The following is a 19407-nucleotide window of genomic DNA, read 5'->3' as shown; positions in this document are numbered from 1 at the left end:
CGGGCGTGGCGCGCCCAGAAGCCTTCGTAGTCGCGTTCGGCTTCGTCGCACAGCGCCTGGTAGGCCTCCATGCTGGGGATCGCGGCCTGGCTGGCCGGGACCCGCGCCGGCCGGATGGCCTGCTGGGCGGGCATGACGGATTCAAGCAGTTTCATGGTGAGTAGTCAGGTAGCGGCAACAGTAATCAAAGCACGACGAAGACGAACCACAGCACGACCGGTGCGATCACGGTGACCAGCGCGCCATAGATCAGCAGCGTGCGGAAGAAGGCCTGCCGGTCCACGCCCTGCGCGTTGGCGAGCACCAGCGCGCCGTTGGTCGAGAACGGGCTGACGTCGACGATGGTCGAGGACACCGCCATCGCGGCGATAAAGCCGATGGCGCTCACGTCCGAGCCTTGCTGCAGGAACGGCACGGCCAGCGGGATCAGCGAACCCAGCACGGCTGTGGACGAGGCGAACGCCGACACTACTGCCCCGACCACGCACAGCAGCAGCGCGGCCATCAGCGGCGAAGTCAGGCCGGCCACGCTGTGGCCGACAAAATCGATGGTGCCCATCTTGTCCATCACCCCGACGAAGGTGCTGACGCCGACGATCAGCATGATCTCGGGCCATGACACCTGGCTCAGCGCCCGCTTCTGCAGCTCCGGCGCCATCAGCGTGAGCAGCAGCGCGATGGTCAGCGAGACAAAGCCGATATCGAGCTTGAAATAGAGCGTCAGCACCGCCAGCGCGGCCAGGCCGACCACGGTCAGGTACTGGTAGAGCCCGGCAGGGGCTTCGGCGGCAGCTTCCGGTTCGCTGCCGAGCAGTGAAGCGCGGTCGCGCGCCATCGTCTTCTGCTCTTCCATGCCGGCCTCGGCCTCCGCATCGCCGTAGATCTGCGCCCCCTGTGCCGGCACGGTGCGCGCACCAAACGGCGCACCCATGGCCAGCGCGCCGCCGGCAACCGGTTGCGGCGCGGCCACCGCCGGTGCCGATTGCCGCATCAGGCGCAGCCCGCCCAGCGCAACGAAGAGGCCGGCAGCCACGGCCAGGTTCACGCCCAGGCTGGCGAACGCCGTCGCCATCTCGTTGAGCGGAAGCCCTGCCTTCTGCACGATCTTGTTGGTAATGCCGCCATAGATGCTGATCGGCGAGAAACCGCCACCCTGCGCGCCGTGGATGACCATCAGGCCCATCAGCAGCGGGTTGATGCCGTAGCGCGCGGCAAAGCCCAGCGCAATCGGCGCGATGATGGCCACCGCCGCCGGGCTGACCGCACCGACCGACGTCAGCAGCGCCGCGATCATGAACATGATCCAGGGAATGGCGGCGATCCTGCCGCCCACGGCCCGCACCGCTAGCCGCACCAGCCAGTCGATGGTGCCGTTGTTCTGCGCCACGGCGAACAGGTAGGTGATGCCGACCAGGGTCAGGAACAGGTCGGCGGGAAAGCCGGCAAGGATCGCCTTGGCCGGCATGGCCGCGACCAGGGTGCCGACCAGGAAGGCACCGACAAAGGCAAGTGCGCCCATGTTGATAGGAAGGACCGTGGCGATGACAAACATCAGCCCGAGTACCGAGATGGAAATGACGTGTGACGACATAACGGCTCCGTCGCGGCATGCGCGCGTCTGCGCACGCCGCCTGGCAAGGAAATCAGGGGAATCCGGCAGCACTGGTGCCTGGCCGGAGATACGGATCTGCCGCTATGGCAACGTCTGGAAGGGATGGGCCATGATGTCTTGTCTCCTTGTTTGTGAGGCCGCATGGGAACGGCACCGGTCTTTGTTGGTTTGGCTGAACGATATGGCGCCGGCGCGCGGCCATCAATTAAGCGCTCGGGCCGATCCTTACGGAAAGCGGAAAACAGGCGCTCACGAAAGCGGTGGCCGGTCAGCAGAACGACGGATGCCTTGCCCCGGAAGGCCATTGACTGCACGGCCGTGATCTGCCCCCAAGGCCGGCCAGGTGCACCCAAGACGACTTCTGAATAGCCGAAACCGGCTGACCCGTTTCGCTATAGTTCTGCACATCGACAGCGCGTCACGAACTCCGAGATCCCGGAACCGGCATGCAAAGAAGAACCTTCCTGAAGCTGGCAGCGGCCTCCGCCCTTGCCTCCCAGTTGCCCCGCTGGGCCCTTTCCGCCACGCTGCGCGAGCGCGACCTGTTCTCGCTGGGCGTGGCCAGCGGCGCGCCGGCGCCGGACGGATTTGTGCTGTGGACGCGCCTGCTCGGCGGCGCGATCCCTGGCACGCCGCAGGCCGACGCCCATGGCACCAGGCCGCTGCAGGGACCGCTGACCGTCCAGTGGGAAGTCGCCGAGGACGAAGCATTCCGGCGCATCGTGCGCCGCGGACACGCGCAGGCGCTGCCCGAGCTGGGGCATTCCGTTCATGTGGAAGTCGATGGGCTGCGCCCCGACGGCTGGTACTTCTACCGTTTCATGCACGGCGACGCAGTTACCACCCCGGCGCGCACACGCACCGCGCCGGCGTCCGACACGCTGGCGCCGCGCGTGCGCTTTGCCTTTGCCTCCTGCCAGCGCTGGGAGCAAGGCCACTACGCCGCGTACCGGCAGATGCGGCAGGAAGACCTGGACCTGGTGGTATTCCTGGGTGACTACATCTACGAAGCCGCGGTGCCAGCCAACGCGCGCGCGCGCCTGCCGCGCACGCACAGCCTGCCCACCGCGACCAGCCTGCAGGACTTCCGCGACCGCTACGCGCTGTACAAGAGCGACCCGCTGCTGCAGGCCATGCATGCCGCGTGCCCCTGGCTGGCAACGTGGGACGACCATGAAGTGCAGAACGACTATGCGGGACGCGCGGGCAGCGAGCCAGCGGCCGCGTTTCTCGCGCGGCGGACGGCCGGCTACCAGGCGTTCTATGAAAACATGCCGATCCGCGCGAGCGCGCTGGTGCATGGCATGGCGGGCCTGGGCACGCCGGATGCGCTGAGCATCCACGCGCGCCACCGCTGGGGCCGGCTGGTCGATTTCCATCTGCTGGACGATCGCCAGTATCGCGATATCCAGCCCTGCCGCGAACCGGGGCAATTACGCAAAGGCTCCGTGTCCCCCGGCGATTGCAGCGCGCTCGGCGACCCGCGCCGCACCATGCTGGGCAGCGCGCAGGAACAATGGCTGGCACAGGGACTGGTGCAGGACCAGCGCGACCAGACGCGCTGGAGCGCGATTGCGCAGCAGACCATCTTCTCGCGGCGCAACTACAAGGCGCCGCCGCAGGAAGCCTTCCACAGCGACACCTGGGACGGCTATCCGGCCGCGCGCCAGCGCCTGCTCGACAGCATCGCGGCGGCGGCGCCGCGCAATACCGTGTTCATCGGCGGCGATATCCACCAGAACTACGCCTGCAATGTGCTGGCGGACTTCAGCGATCCGTCATCCCGCGTGATCGCCAGCGAGTTCTGCACCACCTCCATCGCCTCGGCCTCGGGCAGCAGCGAGCAGAGTGCCGCAGAAATCATGGCCCGCAATCCGCATATCTTGCATGCGCGGCCGGACCAGCGCGGCTACACGGTGGTCGAGGCCACGCCGGCACGTTGGGCCACCACGTTGCGCGCCGTGGAAGACGTGACGCGCGCGGACAGCATGGTCGGCACGCAGGCGGCGTTCGTGGTGGAGGACCGGCGCCCCGGCGTACAGCGGACCGGGGCTGGCTAGGCTGGCGAAGGCCGAAGCTGCGCCTTGCGGCAAGTGCCGGCGCGTGGCGCTTGCCCCTGGAAGATGGCTCCGGGCACTGCCAGGCATTGCATGCAGTGATCCGTGGGTTTAGCGGCGCCTGGCCGCGCTCACTCCACGCTGGCCAGCCGCGCGCCTGCAGCCAGGAACACCCCCGATTCAGCCTGCCATGCGACACGGCCGCTGCGATGGGCGTGGACCTGCATCTCCATCTTCATCGCTTCCATCACGGCGATCAGGTCGCCTTCGTTGACCTCGTCACCGACGTTGACCTTCCAGGCCTGCACCGTGCCGGCGATCGGCGAGGGCAGGTCGGCGTCATTCGCAGTGGCAGCCGGCGCGGCGGCGACCGCACCGCCCTGCCCCGGCGCTTCGGCCAGGCCGCGCAGCAGTTGCGCGGGCAGGCCCAGCACCATGCGGCGGCCGTCGATCTCGATCGCGGTGCGCAGCAGGCTGCCATCCGGCTGCGGCTCGGCGCGCACGGCGGCGGCCAGCGGCTCGGTGAAATCGGACTCGATCCAGCGCGTATGGACCTTGAAGCCGTCGGCGCCAAGGAAATCGGCATGATCGATCACGGCGCGGTGGAACGGCAGCACCGAGGCCACGCCCTCGATCCGGAACTCGCGCAGCGCGCGGCGCGCACGCGCCAGCGCCTGCTCGCGCGTGGCGCCGGTCACGATCAGCTTGGCCATCAGCGAGTCGAAAGTGCCGGGCACCACCGAGCCGGTCTGCACGCCCGAATCGACGCGCACACCCGGGCCCGACGGGGCGTCGAAGCGCTGCACCGGGCCCGGGGTGGGCAGGAAGCCGCGGCCAACATCTTCCGCGTTGATGCGGAATTCGATCGAATGGCCCAGCGGCGCCGGCGTTTCGGTGATCGACAGCGGCAGGCCGTCGGCCACGCGCAGCTGCTCGACCACCAGGTCGACGCCGGTGGTCTGCTCGGTCACCGGGTGCTCGACCTGCAGGCGGGTGTTGACCTCCAGGAACGAGATCGCGCCGCCGGCGCTGAGCAGGAATTCGACGGTGCCGGCGCTGGTGTAGCCCGCGGCGGCGCAGATGTCGCGCGCGGCGGCGTGGATGCGGGCGCGCTGCTCGTCACTCAGGAACGGCGCCGGGGCCTCTTCCACCAGCTTCTGGTTGCGCCGCTGCAGCGAGCAGTCGCGCGTGCCGAGCACCACCACGTTGCCATGCTTGTCGGCCAGAACCTGGGCTTCGATATGGCGCGGCTTGTCGAGGAACTGCTCGACGAAGCATTCGCCGCGGCCAAAGGCGGTGACCGCCTCGCGCACGGCCGATGCGTACAGCTCTTCGACCTCATCCATGCGCCAGGCTATCTTCATGCCACGGCCGCCGCCGCCGAACGCCGCCTTGATGATGATGGGCAGGCCATGGCGCTCGGCAAAGGCCAGCACTTCGTTGGCATCGGTCACCGGGTCGGGCGTGCCGGCCACCAGCGGCGCGCCCACCTGCAGCGCGATCTTGCGGGCTTCCACCTTGTCGCCCAGCCGCGCGATGGTTTCCGGCGACGGGCCGATCCAGGTCAGGCCGGCATCGATCACCGCCCGGGCGAAGGCTTCGCTTTCCGACAGGAAGCCATAGCCCGGGTGCACGGCGTCGGCGCCGCTGCGGCGCGCGATCTCGAGCAGCTTGGGGATATTCAGGTAGGTGTCCGCCGGGCGGTCGCCGTCGAGGCCGTAGGCTTCGTCGGCCAGGCGCGCGTGGATCGCGTCGATATCGGCATTGGCATAGACGGCGACGGAGGCCACGCCATAGTCGGCGCAGGCGCGGATGATGCGAACGGCGATCTCGCCACGGTTGGCAATCAGGACTTTCTTCATGGCAGTTACGGTTGCAGTTCTTCGAAGGCGCCTACGGGATGGAAGCGCAGCCAGGCACCGACCGGGATCTGTCCGGCGCGGTCGAGGTGATAAGGCGCCACGGCACCGATCACGGGATAGCCGCCGGTCAGCGGATGGTCGGCCAGGAACAGGACGGGCTGGCCGCTAGGCGGCACCTGCAGCGCCCCGAGCGCGGTGCCTTCGCTGGGCAGCTCGCCGGCGATGGCACGCTCCAGCGCCACTTCGCCGGCCAGGCGCAGGCCCACGCGGTTGGATTGCGGCGTGACCTGCCAGCGCTGCGCGGCCAGCCGTTGTACGGATTCGGCGGTGAACCAGTCGGTGCGGGGGCCGAGCACCACGTCCAGCACGACCTCCTGCTCGACCGAGGGCAGGTTCTCGGCGGGCATCGCGGGGGCGCCGACGACGGCACCGGCCGGAGCCTGCCGCAAGTCGATCACATCGCCCACCGCCAGCGGCTCGGGGCCAACCCTGGCCAGCGTGTCGGTGGCGCAGCTGCCCAGCACCGGCGCGACCGCAAACCCGCCGCGTGCGGCAACGTAGCAGCGCGCACCAGCCAGCGGCTGGCCGACGGCCAGCGTGTCGCCATCGGCCAGGGCCACGGCCTGGTGGTTCGGGATCTCCCATTGACGGCCATCGGCGGTGCGCACCGTCAGCGGCGCATCGGCGCCGGTGACCGCCAGCACGCTCTCGCCGACGCTCTGCAGCTGCAGGCCGCCGCCGATGGTCTCGAGCGCCGCGGCATCGCTGGCGTTGCCCACCAGCCGGTTGGCGGCCTTGAGCGCCGCCTGGTCCATCGCGCCCGAGGCCGAGACGCCCTGCCCCGCCTGGCCGTGCCGGCCCAGGTCCTGGAACAGGGTCTGCAGGCCAGTGCCCTTCACCTTCAACGACGCGGAAGCAGGCGCCTGGTCCGCCGGCTTTGCCGTGCGCTGCGGCGCGACGGCAGCAATGGCGCCGGTGGGATGCGCCACGCCATTGCGCCTCGCGATATCGACAAAGCGCACGCGATAGCCGGGCTGCAGCAGCGCGGGCTGCTCGCGATCCAGGTCCCACATCGGCACCGGCGTCACGCCGATGATCTGCCAGCCACCGGGGCTGGCCTGGGGATACACGCCGCTGAAGGTGCCCGCCAGGCCGACGGCGCCGGCGGGAATACGCGTGCGCGGCGTACTGCGGCGCGGCACATCGAAGCTGGGATGGCCGCCGCTCAGGTAGGCAAAGCCCGGGGCAAAGCCGGTAAAGGCCACCGTGTATTCGCTGCCAGTGTGGCGGCGCACGACTTCCTCCGGCGTGATGCCGAGCAGCCCGGCGACCTCGGCCAGGTCCTCGCCGTCATAGTGCACGGGGATCTCGACCAGGATATCGCTGCGCTCGACGCGCTGCGACAGGTCGCGCGCGGCGATGGCCCGCACCAGCGCGGTGGCGCTGGTCGCCGACGGGCGGAAGTGAACGAGGATGGTGCGCGCGGCGGGCACCAGCTCGGCCACGCCATGCAGCGGATCGCGCTGCAGCGAGGCCAGCAGGGCCAGGGCCTGGTCGAGATCGGCCAGCTCTACCAGCAGGGCATTCGAGGTGACGGGCAGGAAACGCAAGACTAGCTCCGCAAAAGACCCGGCGAGACCCGGCGGTCTCAGACGTGGTACGTGCTGTCCGGCACGTCGGTGATGAACATATGGCCCGGCGCGTGGGTCACGGCGAACGGCACGCCGGACGCCATCACGGCCGCCTGGGGCGTCACGCCACAAGCCCAGAACACGGGGATCTCGCCCGGCTCGATGCGCACGGCGTCGCCGAAGTCCGGCTTGCCGATGTCGGCGATGCCCAGCGCGGCCGGATCGCCCACGTGGACCGGCGCGCCGTGCACCGAGGGAAAACGCCCGCTGATGGAAACGGCATCGGCAACGCGGTGCGCGGGGATGGGCCGCATCGACACCACCAGCTCGCCATGCAGGCGGCCGGCGGGACGGCACTGGCGGCTGGTGCGGTACATCGGCACATTGGAGCCGTCGGCGATGTGGCGCACCTCGATGCCGGCCTCTTGCAGCGGCGTCTCGAAGGTGAAGCTGCAGCCGATCAGGAAGGTGACCAGGTCCGGATGCTCGGCCCACAGCGGCGTGGCATCGGCCACCTCTTCCACCAGCCTGCCGTCGCGCCAGACGCGGTACAGCGGGATGTCGGTGCGCACGTCCGCGCCTTCGGCCAGCATGGTCTGGTGCGCGCCCGCCTCGATCACGTCGAGCACGGGGCAGGCCTTGGGATTGCGCTGCGCGTACAGCAGGAAATCCCAGGCCCAGTCGCGCGGCAAGGCGATCATGTTGGCCTGCGTCATGCCCGGCGCAATGCCGGCGGTCGGCTGCACGCTGCCGGCGCGATAGCTCGCGCGCGCTTCGCGGGCGGCGTTCACCGCAGCGATGCGGGCGCGTTCCAGTGCGGATGCTTGCATGTGTTTCTCCAGTGAGTTCAGTGCCGGGCGGCTCAGGCGAAGGCGCGAATCGCGATGCCGTCGCGCTCCAGCGTGGCGCGCACGGCGCGCGCCATCTCGAGCGCGCCGTCGCTGTCGCCATGCACGCAGATCGATTGCGCTTCCACGCGCGCCACGCTGCCGTCAATGGCCTGCACCGTGCCTTCGCGCACCAGGCGCAGCATGCGCTGCGCCACGTCGGCGGCATCGTGCAGGACCGCGCCCTTCTCGCGGCGCGACACCAGGGTGCCCTGCGGCGTGTAGGCGCGGTCGGCGAACGCTTCGGCAACGACGCGCAGCCCGGCCTCGCGCGCCCAGCCCACCAGCGGCGAGCCCGCCAGCGCCACCAGCGCCAGCTCCGGGTTCACCGCGCGGATCGCGGCGATCACGTCGCGCGCCTGGCGTTCGTCGCTGGCAATGGTGTTGTAGAGCGCGCCGTGCGGCTTGACATAGCGCACCTTGGTGCCGACGGTAGCGGCCATGCCCGACAGCGCACTGATCTGGTAGATCACGTCGGCCACCAGGTCGGCGCTGGCCACATCCATGTTGCGGCGGCCGAAGCCCTGCAGGTCGGGGTACGAAACGTGCGCGCCCACGGCGACGCCGCGCGCCGCCGCGGCCTTCAGCGTCTGCAGGATGCCTGCCGGATCGCCGGCGTGGAAGCCGCAGGCCACGTTGGCGCTGCTGACGATATCCAGCATGGCGGCATCGTTGCCCATGCTCCAGGCGCCGAAGCTCTCGCCGAGGTCGCTGTTCAGATCGATATGCATGGCGTCAGGCTGCCGTCCGCGAAGTTGCTGCGCCAGCCGGTCCTTCCGTGCCAGCCTCGGTCTGGCCGAGTAGTTCGCGTCCCTGTGTTTCCGGCAACAGCAGGCACGCGATAACGACCAGCCCATAGGCGCCCGCGGCAAGATAGCCGATGGCCACGCCCAGCGACATCGATGCGCTCATGTGCCCGATCATGGCCGGGAACACCGAGCCGACCGCGCGCCCGAAGTTGTAGGTAAAGCCTTGTCCTGAGCCACGGATATGGCTCGGGTACAGCTCCGTCAGGTAAGCGCCCATGCCCGAAAAGATGCCAGACAGGAAGAATCCCAGGGGGAAGCCAAGCAGCAGCATCGCCGAGTCGGTGATCGGCAGCTGCGTATAGCAGATCACGAGGATGGCTGCGCTCACTGCGAACAGCATGAAGCAGCGCCGGCGTCCCAGGCGATCGGACAGCCAGGCGCTGGTCAGATAGCCGGCAAACGAGCCTGCGATCAGCACCATCAGATAGCCGCTGGTATTGAGCACGGACAGGTTGCGCTCCATCTTGAGATAGGTCGGCAGCCAGGTCGTCACCGAATAGTAGGCACCTTGCATGCCAGTCGCGAGCAGGCTGGCCAGCACCGTGGTGCGCAGCACGCCGGGCTTGAAGATCAGCATGAAGTTATTGCTTTGCCCGGTGCGGGCCAGCTTGGCCTTGGTTTCCTGATACACCTCGGGTTCTGCGATATTGCGGCGGATGTAGAGGATAAAGATCGCCGGCAGCACGCCGATCCAGAACAGCACTCGCCATGCGTATTGCTGCTCGAACGCGGCATAGACCGCCCAGAACGCGATCGCCGAAAGTCCCCAGCCGACCGCCCAGCTGCTTTGCACCAGCCCGACGGCCTTGCCGCGGTGGCGGGCGCGGATCATCTCCGCGATCAGCACCGAGCCGACCGACCATTCGCCGCCGAAGCCCAGGCCTTGCAGCATGCGCGTGACGAACAGCTGCTCGGGAGAATTGGTGAACCCGCTCAGGAAGGTGAAGAAGCTGAACCACAGCACGGTCAGCTGCAGGATCCGCACGCGGCCGTACTTGTCGGCAAGGATGCCGGCCAGCCAGCCGCCGACGGCCGAGCTGATCAGCGCGCCGGTCGCGATATAGCCGGCTTCGGCCTTGGTCATGCCCCACACGAGAATGAACGTGGGGATCATGAAGGTGTAGATCATGTAGTCGAAGGCATCGACGCCATAGCCGACGAAGGCGGCAAAGAGCGTCTTGCGCTCTGCTCCGGTAGTTTCTTTAAGCCACATGGTTGCGCTCACTAGGACAAGGACAAAGCGTGGGAAAAAGCTCGTCGCACTGACTCGCGACGATTTCGTTTTCATCGGCGTTGTTTAGCAAATCGCATGCCATGTTGACCTATCGGCACGTATCACTCAACCACCGCACTAGTATTGTTGAACAATCTTTGGCGTTGATCGATCATGGTATACACCTAAGGCACAATGGCGGCCATCGAGCGCACCAATCCAGTGCAAATTGTTGAACAAAGTGCGTTAACATTCAGTCACGGGCCCCACCGGAATGAGCCGGTGCCCGATCCAGCCACCATGTCTTCAACACCTGACGTCAAGAACCTTGCCGAGCGGGTCACGGAACAGATCCGCCAGCGCATCGTGCATGGCGAGTTCGAGCCGGGACAGCGCCTGTCGGAAGCGGCGCTGAGCGAAAGCCTGCAGATTTCCCGCAACACCCTGCGCGAGACCTTCCGCGTGCTGACCAAGGAAGGCCTGCTCAAGCACGAGCCCAACCGGGGCGTGTCGGTGGCGATTCCGAGCATTGCGTCGATCATCGACATCTATCGGGTGCGCCGGCTGATCGAATGCCAGGCCATCGCCCAGGCCTATCCCAGCCATCCGGCCCGCAAGCACCTGCGCGCAGCGGTGGAGACAGGGCTGCGCTGCCGCGACAGCGGCGACTGGCAGGGCGCGGGCACCGCCAATATGGAATTCCACATGGCGATCGTGGAGCTGGCCGACAGCGAGCGCCTGAACGTGATGTTCTCCCACCTGCTCGCGGAACTGCGCCTGGCGTTCGGCATGCTGCATGACCCGGAATTCCTGCACGGCCCTTACGTCGAGATGAACCAGCACATCCTGGAGCTGTTCGAGGCGGGCAAGCTGGCCGAATGCGCGGTGGCGCTGAACGATTACCTGACGCAGTCCGAGCGCATCGTGCTCTCGGTGTGCGCGCGGCACCCGGTGTTCAAGGGGCGCTGAAGCAGCGGCCTTTGTCGCCCTCCGGCCCTTCCCCGGACCGCTTCCTGCCCCATTGGCGTTATTTACAGGGGCGACGACGTCGTCTAGTCTTCACCTCCATGGGAACCCGGCGGCACGCGGGTCGGCGCTGCGCCGCAGCAGCGGTATTTTTTCCAGACTGCCATGGGGAACGAGATCGGGAAGGGCCGCACGGAATTCGCGGATCATATGCTGGATGCCATGTTCCTGGTCGATACCAGCGGCCGCATCCAGTACGTCAGCGCGGCCTGCGAGGGCATCCTTGGCTACACGCCAAAGGAAATCACCGGCCAGTCCATCATCGACCTGGTGGTGCAGGACGACCGCGACCGCACCCTTCTCGAGGCCAAGGAAGTCATGGCCGGCAAGAAGCGGATCGGCTTCGAGAACCGCTACCGGCACAAGGGCGGCAACGAGGTCCATATCATGTGGTCGGCTGGCTGGCTGCAATCGGAACGGATGCGCGTCGGCGTCGCGCGCGATGTCACGGCATTGCGGCAGAAGAGCATGGTCGAGCTCGGGCTGGCCCTGTCGCCGGTGCCGCTCGCGCCCCATGAGCAGAAGGTCCTGCAGCTGCTGCTGACCGACGCTTCCGAGAAGCAGATCGCCCAGCGCCTGGGGCTCGCGGTCTCCACCACCCATTCCTACGTCACCACGATCTTCCGCAAATTCGGCGTCAGGGGCCGGGCCGGGCTGATGAGCCTGTGGCTCGAAAACCTGTCGCGCGAGCGCTGATGCCGTGATCCAGGACGGCTCCCTGATACAATGCCGCCACGTTTACATGTCTTGAGAAAATGGGCTTCGAACAACTGGCGGCGCTGAAGGCAAAACTCGTGCAACAGGCTAAGGCCGAAAAGGCGGCCGAGTCTGCAAAGCGAACCAAGAGCACCAACGGCAACAAGGGTAGCAGCGGCACCAAGGCCACTAAAGGTTCCAGTGGCACCACTGGCACGCCTGGCACCAAGGGCGCCAGGGGCAACAAGCCGGCGCGCGCACGCGATGCCACGCCGGCCACGCCGGAAAAGCCGGTCGATCCGGTGATCCTCGCCATCTCCAGGCTGCAAAAGCGCTTCCCCGCCGTGTTCCCGAAGAACCCGGCGCCGAAAGTGCCGCTCAAGGTCGGCATCTTCCAGGACCTGGTGCAGCACGCGCAGGAACTGAAGCTGACCGAGGCCGAGCTGCGCGACGCGATCCGGACCTGGTGCCGCGGCGCTCGCTACTGGAACGGCATGGTGGAAGGCGCGGCACGCGTGGATCTTGCGGGCGAACCCGCGGGACAGGTCACCGAAGCCGATGCCCGGCGCGCGCGGCAATTGCAGCGCAGCCGTGCCGCCCGGCCGCAATCCAAGCAACCGGCGCCGCAGGCTCAGCAAGCACAGCAGGCTCAGCAAGCACAGCAGGCTCAGGAAGCACAGCAGGCTCAGCAGGAACAGCCGGCACAGGCGACGGAACCGTCGCCGGCCGACAAGACTGCCTGAGCATCGCCGCCCTGCCGGCAAGGCGCCTTTGTTTTCTGGCGCTGTCGCTGACGCTGACGTTGACGACTACGCGGACGCCTCGGGCAGCCTCGGTACAAAGCGCTTGTGCTCGATCTGGCCATCCCGGGCAACCAGGATGGTCGCTTCCGGGATCTCCTCCCAAACCCCCTGCACATCGATCAGCGGCTCCGACAACACCAGGAACGCATCGTCGCCGGCGGCGATGATGCGCGGGTCCTGCGGATAGAGCGCGCGCAGTTGCCGGAACGAGGTGCTGTGGAACAGCGAGCGCGACTCCGTCTCGCTCGAATAGCGCACCGCCACGACCTGCTGCCCATCCGTGACGCACACCGTCATATTGAGCGGGAACTGCACGTCGTAGCGATGGCCGACCTCCTCGATCAGCCCCGCCATCTGCTCCAGCGCGCCGCGCGGGTCGCGCTCCAGTCCGAAGCTAAGCGCGAGGAAGAACATCACCTCAGAGTCGGTCGATCCCTCGATCCAGCGGAACAGGTGCGGCGCCACGGCCATCATCAGGTCGCGCCGCAGCAGCGGATATTCACGAATCAGCCCGTTATGCACGAACAGCCAGCGTCCGAAGCGGAACGGATGGCAGTTGGTCTCCTGCGTAGGCGTACCGGTGGCCGCGCGCACATGGGCCAGGAACAGCGGCGCCCGCACCGCGCGCGCGGTCTCGCGCAGGTTGGTGTCGCTCCATGCCGGATGCAGGCAGCGGTAGCGGAACGGCACCTCGGAATGCCTGCCGTACCAGCCGACGCCAAAGCCGTCGCCATTGGTGGTGGTGTGGCCAAGCCTCGAATTCAGGCTCTGGTCGATCAATGAATGTTCCGGCTGGAACAGCACCGCTTCCAGAGGAACGGACCTGCCCGAGTACGCCAGCCAGCGGCACATGATGTGTCTCCTCGACAAGTGCGGCCCGGTGCCTTTCCGGCCCATTCTCCTGTTGTAGGACGGCATCGGCGGAACGGCAAAGGGCGGCTGGGCGCAACGCGGAAGCAGGGACGGGCCGGCAGTGCCGAATGCCGCTTGCGACACAGCTGGCAGCACCGCGTACAGCGCCCGGTCCAATGCGAAATTCCTACATGCGGCAGGGCAACAAATGCAAACTCTGCAAAGCTCGCCCGCCTGCGGAGATGCAGCGCCTGCCCCTTTCCCGGCACTTGGCCCTGTTGCAGGCCTTCCCCGCCGCAATCCGGGGTCCCAGAGGGCTGCGGGCGTGACGGCCAATCGACTCGTCGGGCCGGGTACGGCCCTTGCGAGTAGCTTCCAGACGGAAGTCTCGCTGCCGTGTGTACGAATCGCCCGAGTTCCGGTTGCCCCCGTTCGGGGCGGTCTCATGCTAGCTTGCGCCTACATCTACAATGTCTGAGGGGCCCGCAGGGCCCGATCCACTAAGGAAGCAATCGATGCCTGTTCAGAACTGCAATGTGCATGTTGTTTTCGATGGGCACTGGGCAATCGCAGCGGAGGGCGAAGGCCGCCTTCAGGTCGGGCTCGATCTGACCAGCGCGATCGCCCTCGCCACCTCGCTCGCGGTGGAGCGACAGGCGATGCTCTACGTGCATGACAAGAACGGCGATATCACCCAGCGTATCGACTGCTCCCGCGCCATGCCGCCGGCGGAATCCATGCCGCAGCCTGAGTGCGTCGATGATCCGCCGCTGCCGGCACAGCCGGCGAGTGCGGAAAAAGCCCGCAATACTCCGGTCTGAGCTGCCCGGCTGCGGCCTTCCGTGCAGGTTCAGAGCAGGTCGCGCAGCCTGTAGTACCACATTCCCAACACCAGCGCGGGCGTACGGAACAACGTCCCGCCCGGGAACTGGTGATGCCGGATGCGCGCGAATACGTCGAACCGCGACGCATCGCCGCTCATCGCTTCCGCGATCAGCTTGCCGGCCATGCCGGCGAACGACAGGCCGTGGCCCGAAAATCCCTGTGCGTAGTAAAGGCTTGAACCAATGCGCCCGAGGTCCGGTGCGCGGTTCATCGTGACATCGACAAAGCCGCCCCAGGCATAGTCGACATTGAGGTCCGCGGTCTGCGGAAACACCTGCACCATGCGCGCGCGGATGCGCTGCACCAGGTTCTGCGGCGGCCGCGCACTGAAGGTCTCGCCGGCGCCGAACAGCAGCCGGTTGTCCGCACTCAGGCGGAAATAGTCCACGATCAGGTTGTTGTCAGAGACGGCCACCCTGCCCGGTATCAGCGCGCTGGCGCGGCCGGCGTCCATGGGCTCGGTGGCGATCATGTAGGTGCCCACCGGCATGATGCGCGCGGCGATTTCCGGGGCCAGGTGGTCGCCGAATTCGCCAAGGTAGACATTGCCCGCCAGCACGACCTGCTCGCAGTGGATCTCGCCTTCCGCCGTTTTCACCACGGGCGCCTTGTCGCGCTCCACGCGATACGCCGGCGAATTCTCGAAGACCTTGACGCCCTGCCGGCGCGCCGCCTCGCCCAGCCCCAGGCAATACTTCAATGGATGCAGGTGGCCCGAGTGCGGATCGAAGGCACCGGCGACAAAACGGTCGCTGCAGACATAGCGCGGCAGCTGCGCGCGCTCGATCCATTCGAGCGGATAGCCATAGTGTTCGCGCATATGGCGCGTCCATCGGCGCAACCCTTCGACCTTGCGCTGCCCCGGCGCCAGCGTCATGTAGCCGCGCACATGGTCGCAGGCAATGGCGAAGGTGTCGATGCGCTGCTCCAGCAGGCGCATGCCTTCGACCGAGGCATTCCAGGCCGCGCGTGCCAGTTCCGCCGGGCATTGGCGTTCGATGGCGTCCTCGCCTTCCGATCCGAACCCCACGATTGCCTGCCCGCCGTTGCGTCCCGATGCGCCCCATCCGATCCGGTGCGCTTCCAGCAGCGCGACATCGAAGCCGAGCGCAGCCAGCTCCAGCGCACAGGACAAGCCGGCATAGCCGCCGCCCACCACGCACACCTGCGCGCGCAGGCGCCCGTGCAGCGGCTGGCTCGGCGGCGCGCGGACCACGCTCGCCTCGTAGTACGAGTTCTCGATGACACCCAGTTCCTTCTGCAGCAGCCCCGCCATCGTATTGGCTCCGTTCGGCCCGTCGGGTCCGGTTGGGCGAGGCCCTATGGCACGCGCGCGTTCACGAACTGCCAGGGGTCTTCATCGCTCGGCTCGGGGTAGAGGCCGGCCTGCTGCGCCAGCGGCGTCCATTCGCCATAGACACCAACCACTTCGCCCAGGTAAGGCCGCGCGATCCGAAGCATCGTCTCGAAATCGAGGTCTTCGGGCTCGACCACGCCGGCGCGCGGATGCTCCTGCGCCCATACGATGCCGCCCAGGATGCCGGCCACGACCTGCAGGCTGGTCGCGGTGTTGTGTTCCGCCAGCTGCCGCGCGTCTTCATGGGCAAGCCGCGAGCCATACCAGTACACGCCGCGCGCATTGCCCATCAGCAGCACGCCAAGTTCGTCCATGCCGCCAACGATATCGCCGCGCAGGATGCGCTGATTCGCCTGCCTGCGCCAGCCGTTGCCCGCCAGTTCGTCGATCGACAGCAGCGCGTCGTCACACGGGCGGTAGGCGTAGAGGACGGTCGGCCGGTAGACAACTTTGCCGTTCTCGCGCAGCGTCAGGTGGTCGGCAATGGAGATCGATTCGCCATGCGTGATCAGGAAACCCTGGTAAGGCCCGCCCAGCGGGGTCCAGCTGCGCACACGCGTCGCAAAACCTGGGCGCGTCAGGTAGACCGCCGCATCCGAGCCGAAGCCGTGGCGCCTCGCTTCATCGGGCCAGTGCCGCTCATGCGTGCCCCAGCCGAGTTCCGCGGGCTGCATGCCTTCCTCGACAAAGGCGTCGACCGACCAGGTGTTGACGAACTCGCCGATGGACTTGCGCTGCTCGCCAACCTGCGTGTCCTGTTCGGCCACGTGGATGGCGCGGATATCCAGCTGCCGGGCCAGCGCCGCCCAGTCTTCGAAGCATGCCGGCGGATCGTATTCGAGATCGTTGTCCGCCGCCATGTTGACCAGTGCCTGCTTGACGAAGGCCGACACCAGCCCCGGGTTGGCGCCCTGCGTCATGACCGCGGTAGGACCGTCGCGCTTGTCCAGGCGGAAGGCAAGCACGCCTTCCCGCAATGCATAGTTGCTGCGCCGCGATAGCGACGTATCGGGATCCACGCTAGTGCCCGCCCAGGGCTCGATCGACGTGTCCAGGTAGAGCACGCCGTGCTCCCAGCAATACCGCACCAATGCCTCGCTGGAAACGTTGACCGACAGGTTCAGCAGGAAGTCGCCCGGGCCGAGCAGCGGTTGCAGGACGTCCTTGTAGTTGGCCTCGGTCAGCGCTTTTTCCACCACGGGGATGCCGTACGAGGCTGCGAGCGAGATGTCGTTGCTGGCGGGGCAAACGACGGTGATCCGGTCGGGGGTGATGTCGAAATGGCGCAGCAGCAGCGGCACGGCTGAGCGTGCGATGCTGCCGAAGCCGACGATGAGGATGCGCCCCTTGAGTTCGCCGTATTTCTTGAAGTCGCTTGCCGGCGCGTCCATCGCATGCTCCAGAAAAATGCCCGCGGATTCTGCTCCCTCAATCCGTCTCAAGCAAGCGGTATGCCGGATGCTGCTGCCGTCGTCCGGCTTGCCGGCAGGACAATGCCTTTCCTTGTGCCCTCTCCCCTTTGCTGTGCTGTCAGGTAAGGATTGCAGCACGGCCGGCGCAAAGCTTGCAACGAGGTGCGCCGGACCATGCATCGCGGGCCTGGAACAGGCCTTGCGGAAGCCGGATTACCGACACAAGCAGGAGCGCGGGCTCGGGCCGGCGCTCGCCTCTTCTGCTTCAGGTCGGCAGTCTGTTGCTTCAGATCGCCGACTTCTTTACCGCGCCGGTCGCAAAGAACTGCTGCAGGTTCTCGAACACCAGCTCCGCCATCGCCTGACGCGTTTCATGCGTGGCGCTGGCGATATGCGGCAGCAGCACGACGTTGTCGAGCCCGAACAGCGCCTCGGGCACGTTTGGTTCGTCCTCGAACACGTCCAGCCCGGCGCCTGCGATGCGCCGTTGAGCCAGCGCTTCGACCAGCGCCGCCTCGTCCACCACCGTGCCGCGGGCGATATTGATCAGGAAGCCGCGGGGGCCCAGTGCGTCGAGCACGGCGGCCGATACCAGGTGGCGTGTCGAGGCGCCGCCGGCAGTGGCAACGACGAGGTAATCCGCCCAGCGCGCCAGCGCTTCCAGCGACGACTCGTAGGGATAGGGTGCGTCGCCGGCCGGATTGCGGCTGTGGTAACGCACTTCCATGTCGAAACCCACCGAGCGGTGCGCGATGACGCGGCCGATGCGGCCCATGCCGATGACGCCGAGCCGCTTGCCGCTGACGCGCGTCGCCAACGGGAACGGCTGCCCCTTGGGCCACTCGCCGCGGCGCACGAAGCGGTCGGCGGCGCTGACCTTGCGCGAGACGTCCAGCAGCAGCGCGAACGCGGTATCGGCAACGCAGTCGTTGAGCACGTCCGGTGTATAGCCCACGGCGATGCCGCGGCGGCGCGCGCTGTCGAGATCGAGCTTGTCCAGGCCGACGCCGAAGCTGGAGATCACGCGCAGCGACGGCAGCGCGGCCAGCAGCGCGGCATCGGCACCGATCGCGGCGCGCGTCGTCAGCGCGACGAACTCGCTGCCATGGCGGGCCAGGAAGCCGGCGGGATCGGCTTCGGTCCAGAACGGCTGGACGTCATAGTGCTCGGCCAGGCGCGCTTCGGTGGCTTCGGGCAGGCGGCCGTGCTGCAACAGGCGGGGTTTCATGCGCAAGGGGTCCTTTGAGGAAAGACGCGCGCGTCAGTCGGCGCGCAGCTTGTTGTCGGTGATGACCTTGGCGTAGCGCTTGCGGTCGGTGGCGATCAGTTCGGTGAACTGCTGCGGTGTGCTGCCGACGGGAATCGCGCCCTGCTCCACCAGCTGCTGGCGCACTTCGGGCAGCGCCACCACCTGCTTCACGCTCGCGGCGATCTTGTCGACGATATCCTTCGGCGTGCCGGCCGGCGCCAGCAAGCCTACCCATGAGCCGGACTCGGCCCCGGTGATGCCGGCCTGCGCCAGCGTCGGCACGTCTGGCAGCGCCGGCGAACGCACCGTGCCGGTGACCGCCAGCGCACGCAGCTTGCCCGCCTTGACGTGCCCGGCGGTTTCCAGCACCGAGGCAAACAGCATGTCGACATTGCCCGCCATCAGGTCGGTCATGGCCGCGCCGCCGCCCTTGTAGGGCACGTGCAGCAGGTCGGTGCCGGTCGCGGCCTTGAAGATCTCGCCCGACAGGTGCGGCGACCCGCCAGTGCCCGAACTGGCGAACGACAGCTTGCCCGGCTGGCCCTTGGCCAGCGTCACCAGTTCTTTCGCGGTCCTGGCGGGCAGCCTGGGCGTCACCACCAGCACGAACGGGAGCTCGGCCATCTCGGTGATCGGCACCAGGCGATTGGGGTCGTAGGACAGCTTGGTGTACAGCGTGGGGTTGATCGACTGCGTGCCGACATTGCCGGCCACCAGCGTGTAGCCGTCCGGCCTGGCGCGCGACGCCAGCTCCAGGCCGACATTGCCGGCCGCGCCGGGCCGGTTGTCCACCAGCACCGGCTGGCCCCACAGCTGCGACAGGCGCTGCGCCACCAGGCGCGTGGCAATGTCGGTGCCGCCGCCGGGCGTGAACGGCAGGATGATCGTGACCGGCCGCGCCGGCCAGCTGCCGCTGGCTTGCGCGTGGGCCGCCGGGGCAAGCAGCGGTGCGGCGGCGAGGCACAGGGCCAGCAGCGCCCGGCGCCGGGCGGTGGAGGGAATGCAGTCTGGCATGGCTGTCTCGTTCGGTTGGCGTTGTCGGGGGAGGCGTCGTCG

The 19407-nt window shown here is 67.5% G+C and carries 16 protein-coding genes; 5 read left to right on the top strand and 11 right to left on the bottom strand.

The window, feature by feature from the left end; all coding sequences use genetic code 11:
• Positions 1-184: 184 nt before the first annotated feature.
• Positions 185-1591, bottom strand: coding sequence for an SLC13 family permease (locus J8I82_RS34130; RefSeq protein WP_209764131.1), 1407 nt, complete (start codon positions 1589-1591; stop codon positions 185-187).
• Between the two features lie 467 nt (positions 1592-2058).
• Between J8I82_RS34130 and J8I82_RS34125 the strand changes: the two genes are divergently transcribed.
• Positions 2059-3672, top strand: a complete 1614-nt coding sequence (locus J8I82_RS34125; protein WP_209764128.1) for an alkaline phosphatase D family protein — start codon at positions 2059-2061, stop codon at positions 3670-3672.
• A gap of 128 nt (positions 3673-3800) precedes the next feature.
• Here J8I82_RS34125 and J8I82_RS34120 read toward each other — a convergent pair whose 3' ends face one another.
• The 5 genes from J8I82_RS34120 to J8I82_RS34100 are packed head-to-tail and all read right to left on the bottom strand — an operon-like array spanning position 3801 to position 10071.
• Complete coding sequence (locus tag J8I82_RS34120; RefSeq protein WP_209764123.1) at positions 3801-5531, bottom strand: acetyl/propionyl/methylcrotonyl-CoA carboxylase subunit alpha; 1731 nt, start codon at positions 5529-5531, stop codon at positions 3801-3803.
• Positions 5532-5536: 5 nt separating this feature from the next.
• Complete coding sequence (locus J8I82_RS34115; protein ID WP_209764121.1) at positions 5537-7141, bottom strand: 5-oxoprolinase subunit B/C family protein; 1605 nt, start codon at positions 7139-7141, stop codon at positions 5537-5539.
• Between the two features lie 38 nt (positions 7142-7179).
• Positions 7180-7992 carry a putative hydro-lyase gene (locus J8I82_RS34110; RefSeq protein WP_209764120.1) on the bottom strand — a complete coding sequence of 271 codons (813 nt, stop codon included), beginning with the start codon at positions 7990-7992 and terminating at the stop codon, positions 7180-7182.
• 32 nt (positions 7993-8024) lie between these two features.
• Positions 8025-8780 carry a LamB/YcsF family protein gene (locus J8I82_RS34105; protein ID WP_209764119.1) on the bottom strand — a complete coding sequence of 252 codons (756 nt, stop codon included), beginning with the start codon at positions 8778-8780 and terminating at the stop codon, positions 8025-8027.
• Between the two features lie 4 nt (positions 8781-8784).
• Positions 8785-10071, bottom strand: a complete 1287-nt coding sequence (locus J8I82_RS34100; RefSeq protein WP_209764118.1) for an MFS transporter — start codon at positions 10069-10071, stop codon at positions 8785-8787.
• A gap of 300 nt (positions 10072-10371) precedes the next feature.
• Here J8I82_RS34100 and J8I82_RS34095 point away from each other — a divergent pair, with 300 nt between their 5' ends.
• The 3 genes from J8I82_RS34095 (at position 10372) to J8I82_RS34085 (ending at position 12536) form a co-directional block, all read left to right on the top strand.
• Positions 10372-11040: a GntR family transcriptional regulator gene (locus J8I82_RS34095; RefSeq protein WP_063239015.1), complete on the top strand. Its 669-nt coding sequence runs from the start codon at positions 10372-10374 to the stop codon at positions 11038-11040.
• A 162-nt stretch (positions 11041-11202) separates the two neighbouring features.
• The gene (locus tag J8I82_RS34090; protein ID WP_209764117.1) at positions 11203-11793 is read left to right on the top strand and encodes a helix-turn-helix transcriptional regulator; all 591 of its coding nucleotides are present in this window, start codon (positions 11203-11205) and stop codon (positions 11791-11793) included.
• 59 nt (positions 11794-11852) lie between these two features.
• Complete coding sequence (locus J8I82_RS34085; protein WP_209764116.1) at positions 11853-12536, top strand: ProQ/FinO family protein; 684 nt, start codon at positions 11853-11855, stop codon at positions 12534-12536.
• A gap of 66 nt (positions 12537-12602) precedes the next feature.
• On the opposite strand, the gene J8I82_RS34080 is transcribed toward J8I82_RS34085, so the two are convergent.
• Entirely contained in the window at positions 12603-13448 is an 846-nt protein-coding gene (locus J8I82_RS34080) for a class II glutamine amidotransferase (protein WP_209764115.1), read from the bottom strand.
• A gap of 515 nt (positions 13449-13963) precedes the next feature.
• On the opposite strand from J8I82_RS34080, the gene J8I82_RS34075 reads away from it, so the two are divergent.
• Complete coding sequence (locus tag J8I82_RS34075; protein WP_209764114.1) at positions 13964-14269, top strand: DUF2188 domain-containing protein; 306 nt, start codon at positions 13964-13966, stop codon at positions 14267-14269.
• 29 nt (positions 14270-14298) lie between these two features.
• Here the strand turns inward: J8I82_RS34075 and J8I82_RS34070 are convergent, their stop codons facing one another.
• The 4 genes from J8I82_RS34070 to J8I82_RS34055 form a co-directional block, all read right to left on the bottom strand.
• Positions 14299-15609 carry an NAD(P)/FAD-dependent oxidoreductase gene (locus tag J8I82_RS34070; RefSeq protein ID WP_209764113.1) on the bottom strand — a complete coding sequence of 437 codons (1311 nt, stop codon included), beginning with the start codon at positions 15607-15609 and terminating at the stop codon, positions 14299-14301.
• A gap of 44 nt (positions 15610-15653) precedes the next feature.
• Entirely contained in the window at positions 15654-17081 is a 1428-nt protein-coding gene (locus tag J8I82_RS34065; RefSeq protein ID WP_209764111.1) for a homospermidine synthase, read from the bottom strand.
• Positions 17082-17388: 307 nt separating this feature from the next.
• Positions 17389-18330, bottom strand: coding sequence for a 2-hydroxyacid dehydrogenase (locus tag J8I82_RS34060; protein WP_209764109.1), 942 nt, complete (start codon positions 18328-18330; stop codon positions 17389-17391).
• Positions 18331-18363: 33 nt separating this feature from the next.
• Positions 18364-19365, bottom strand: a complete 1002-nt coding sequence (locus J8I82_RS34055) for a Bug family tripartite tricarboxylate transporter substrate binding protein (protein WP_209764107.1) — start codon at positions 19363-19365, stop codon at positions 18364-18366.
• Between the last annotated feature and the right edge of the window lie 42 nt (positions 19366-19407).

Origin of the sequence: Cupriavidus consociatus (assembly GCF_017814975.1) — a bacterium.
Lineage (GTDB): Bacteria > Pseudomonadota > Gammaproteobacteria > Burkholderiales > Burkholderiaceae > Cupriavidus > Cupriavidus consociatus.
Note: the sequence above shows the minus strand (reverse complement) of the source record. Positions and strands in the feature narration are given on the sequence as shown.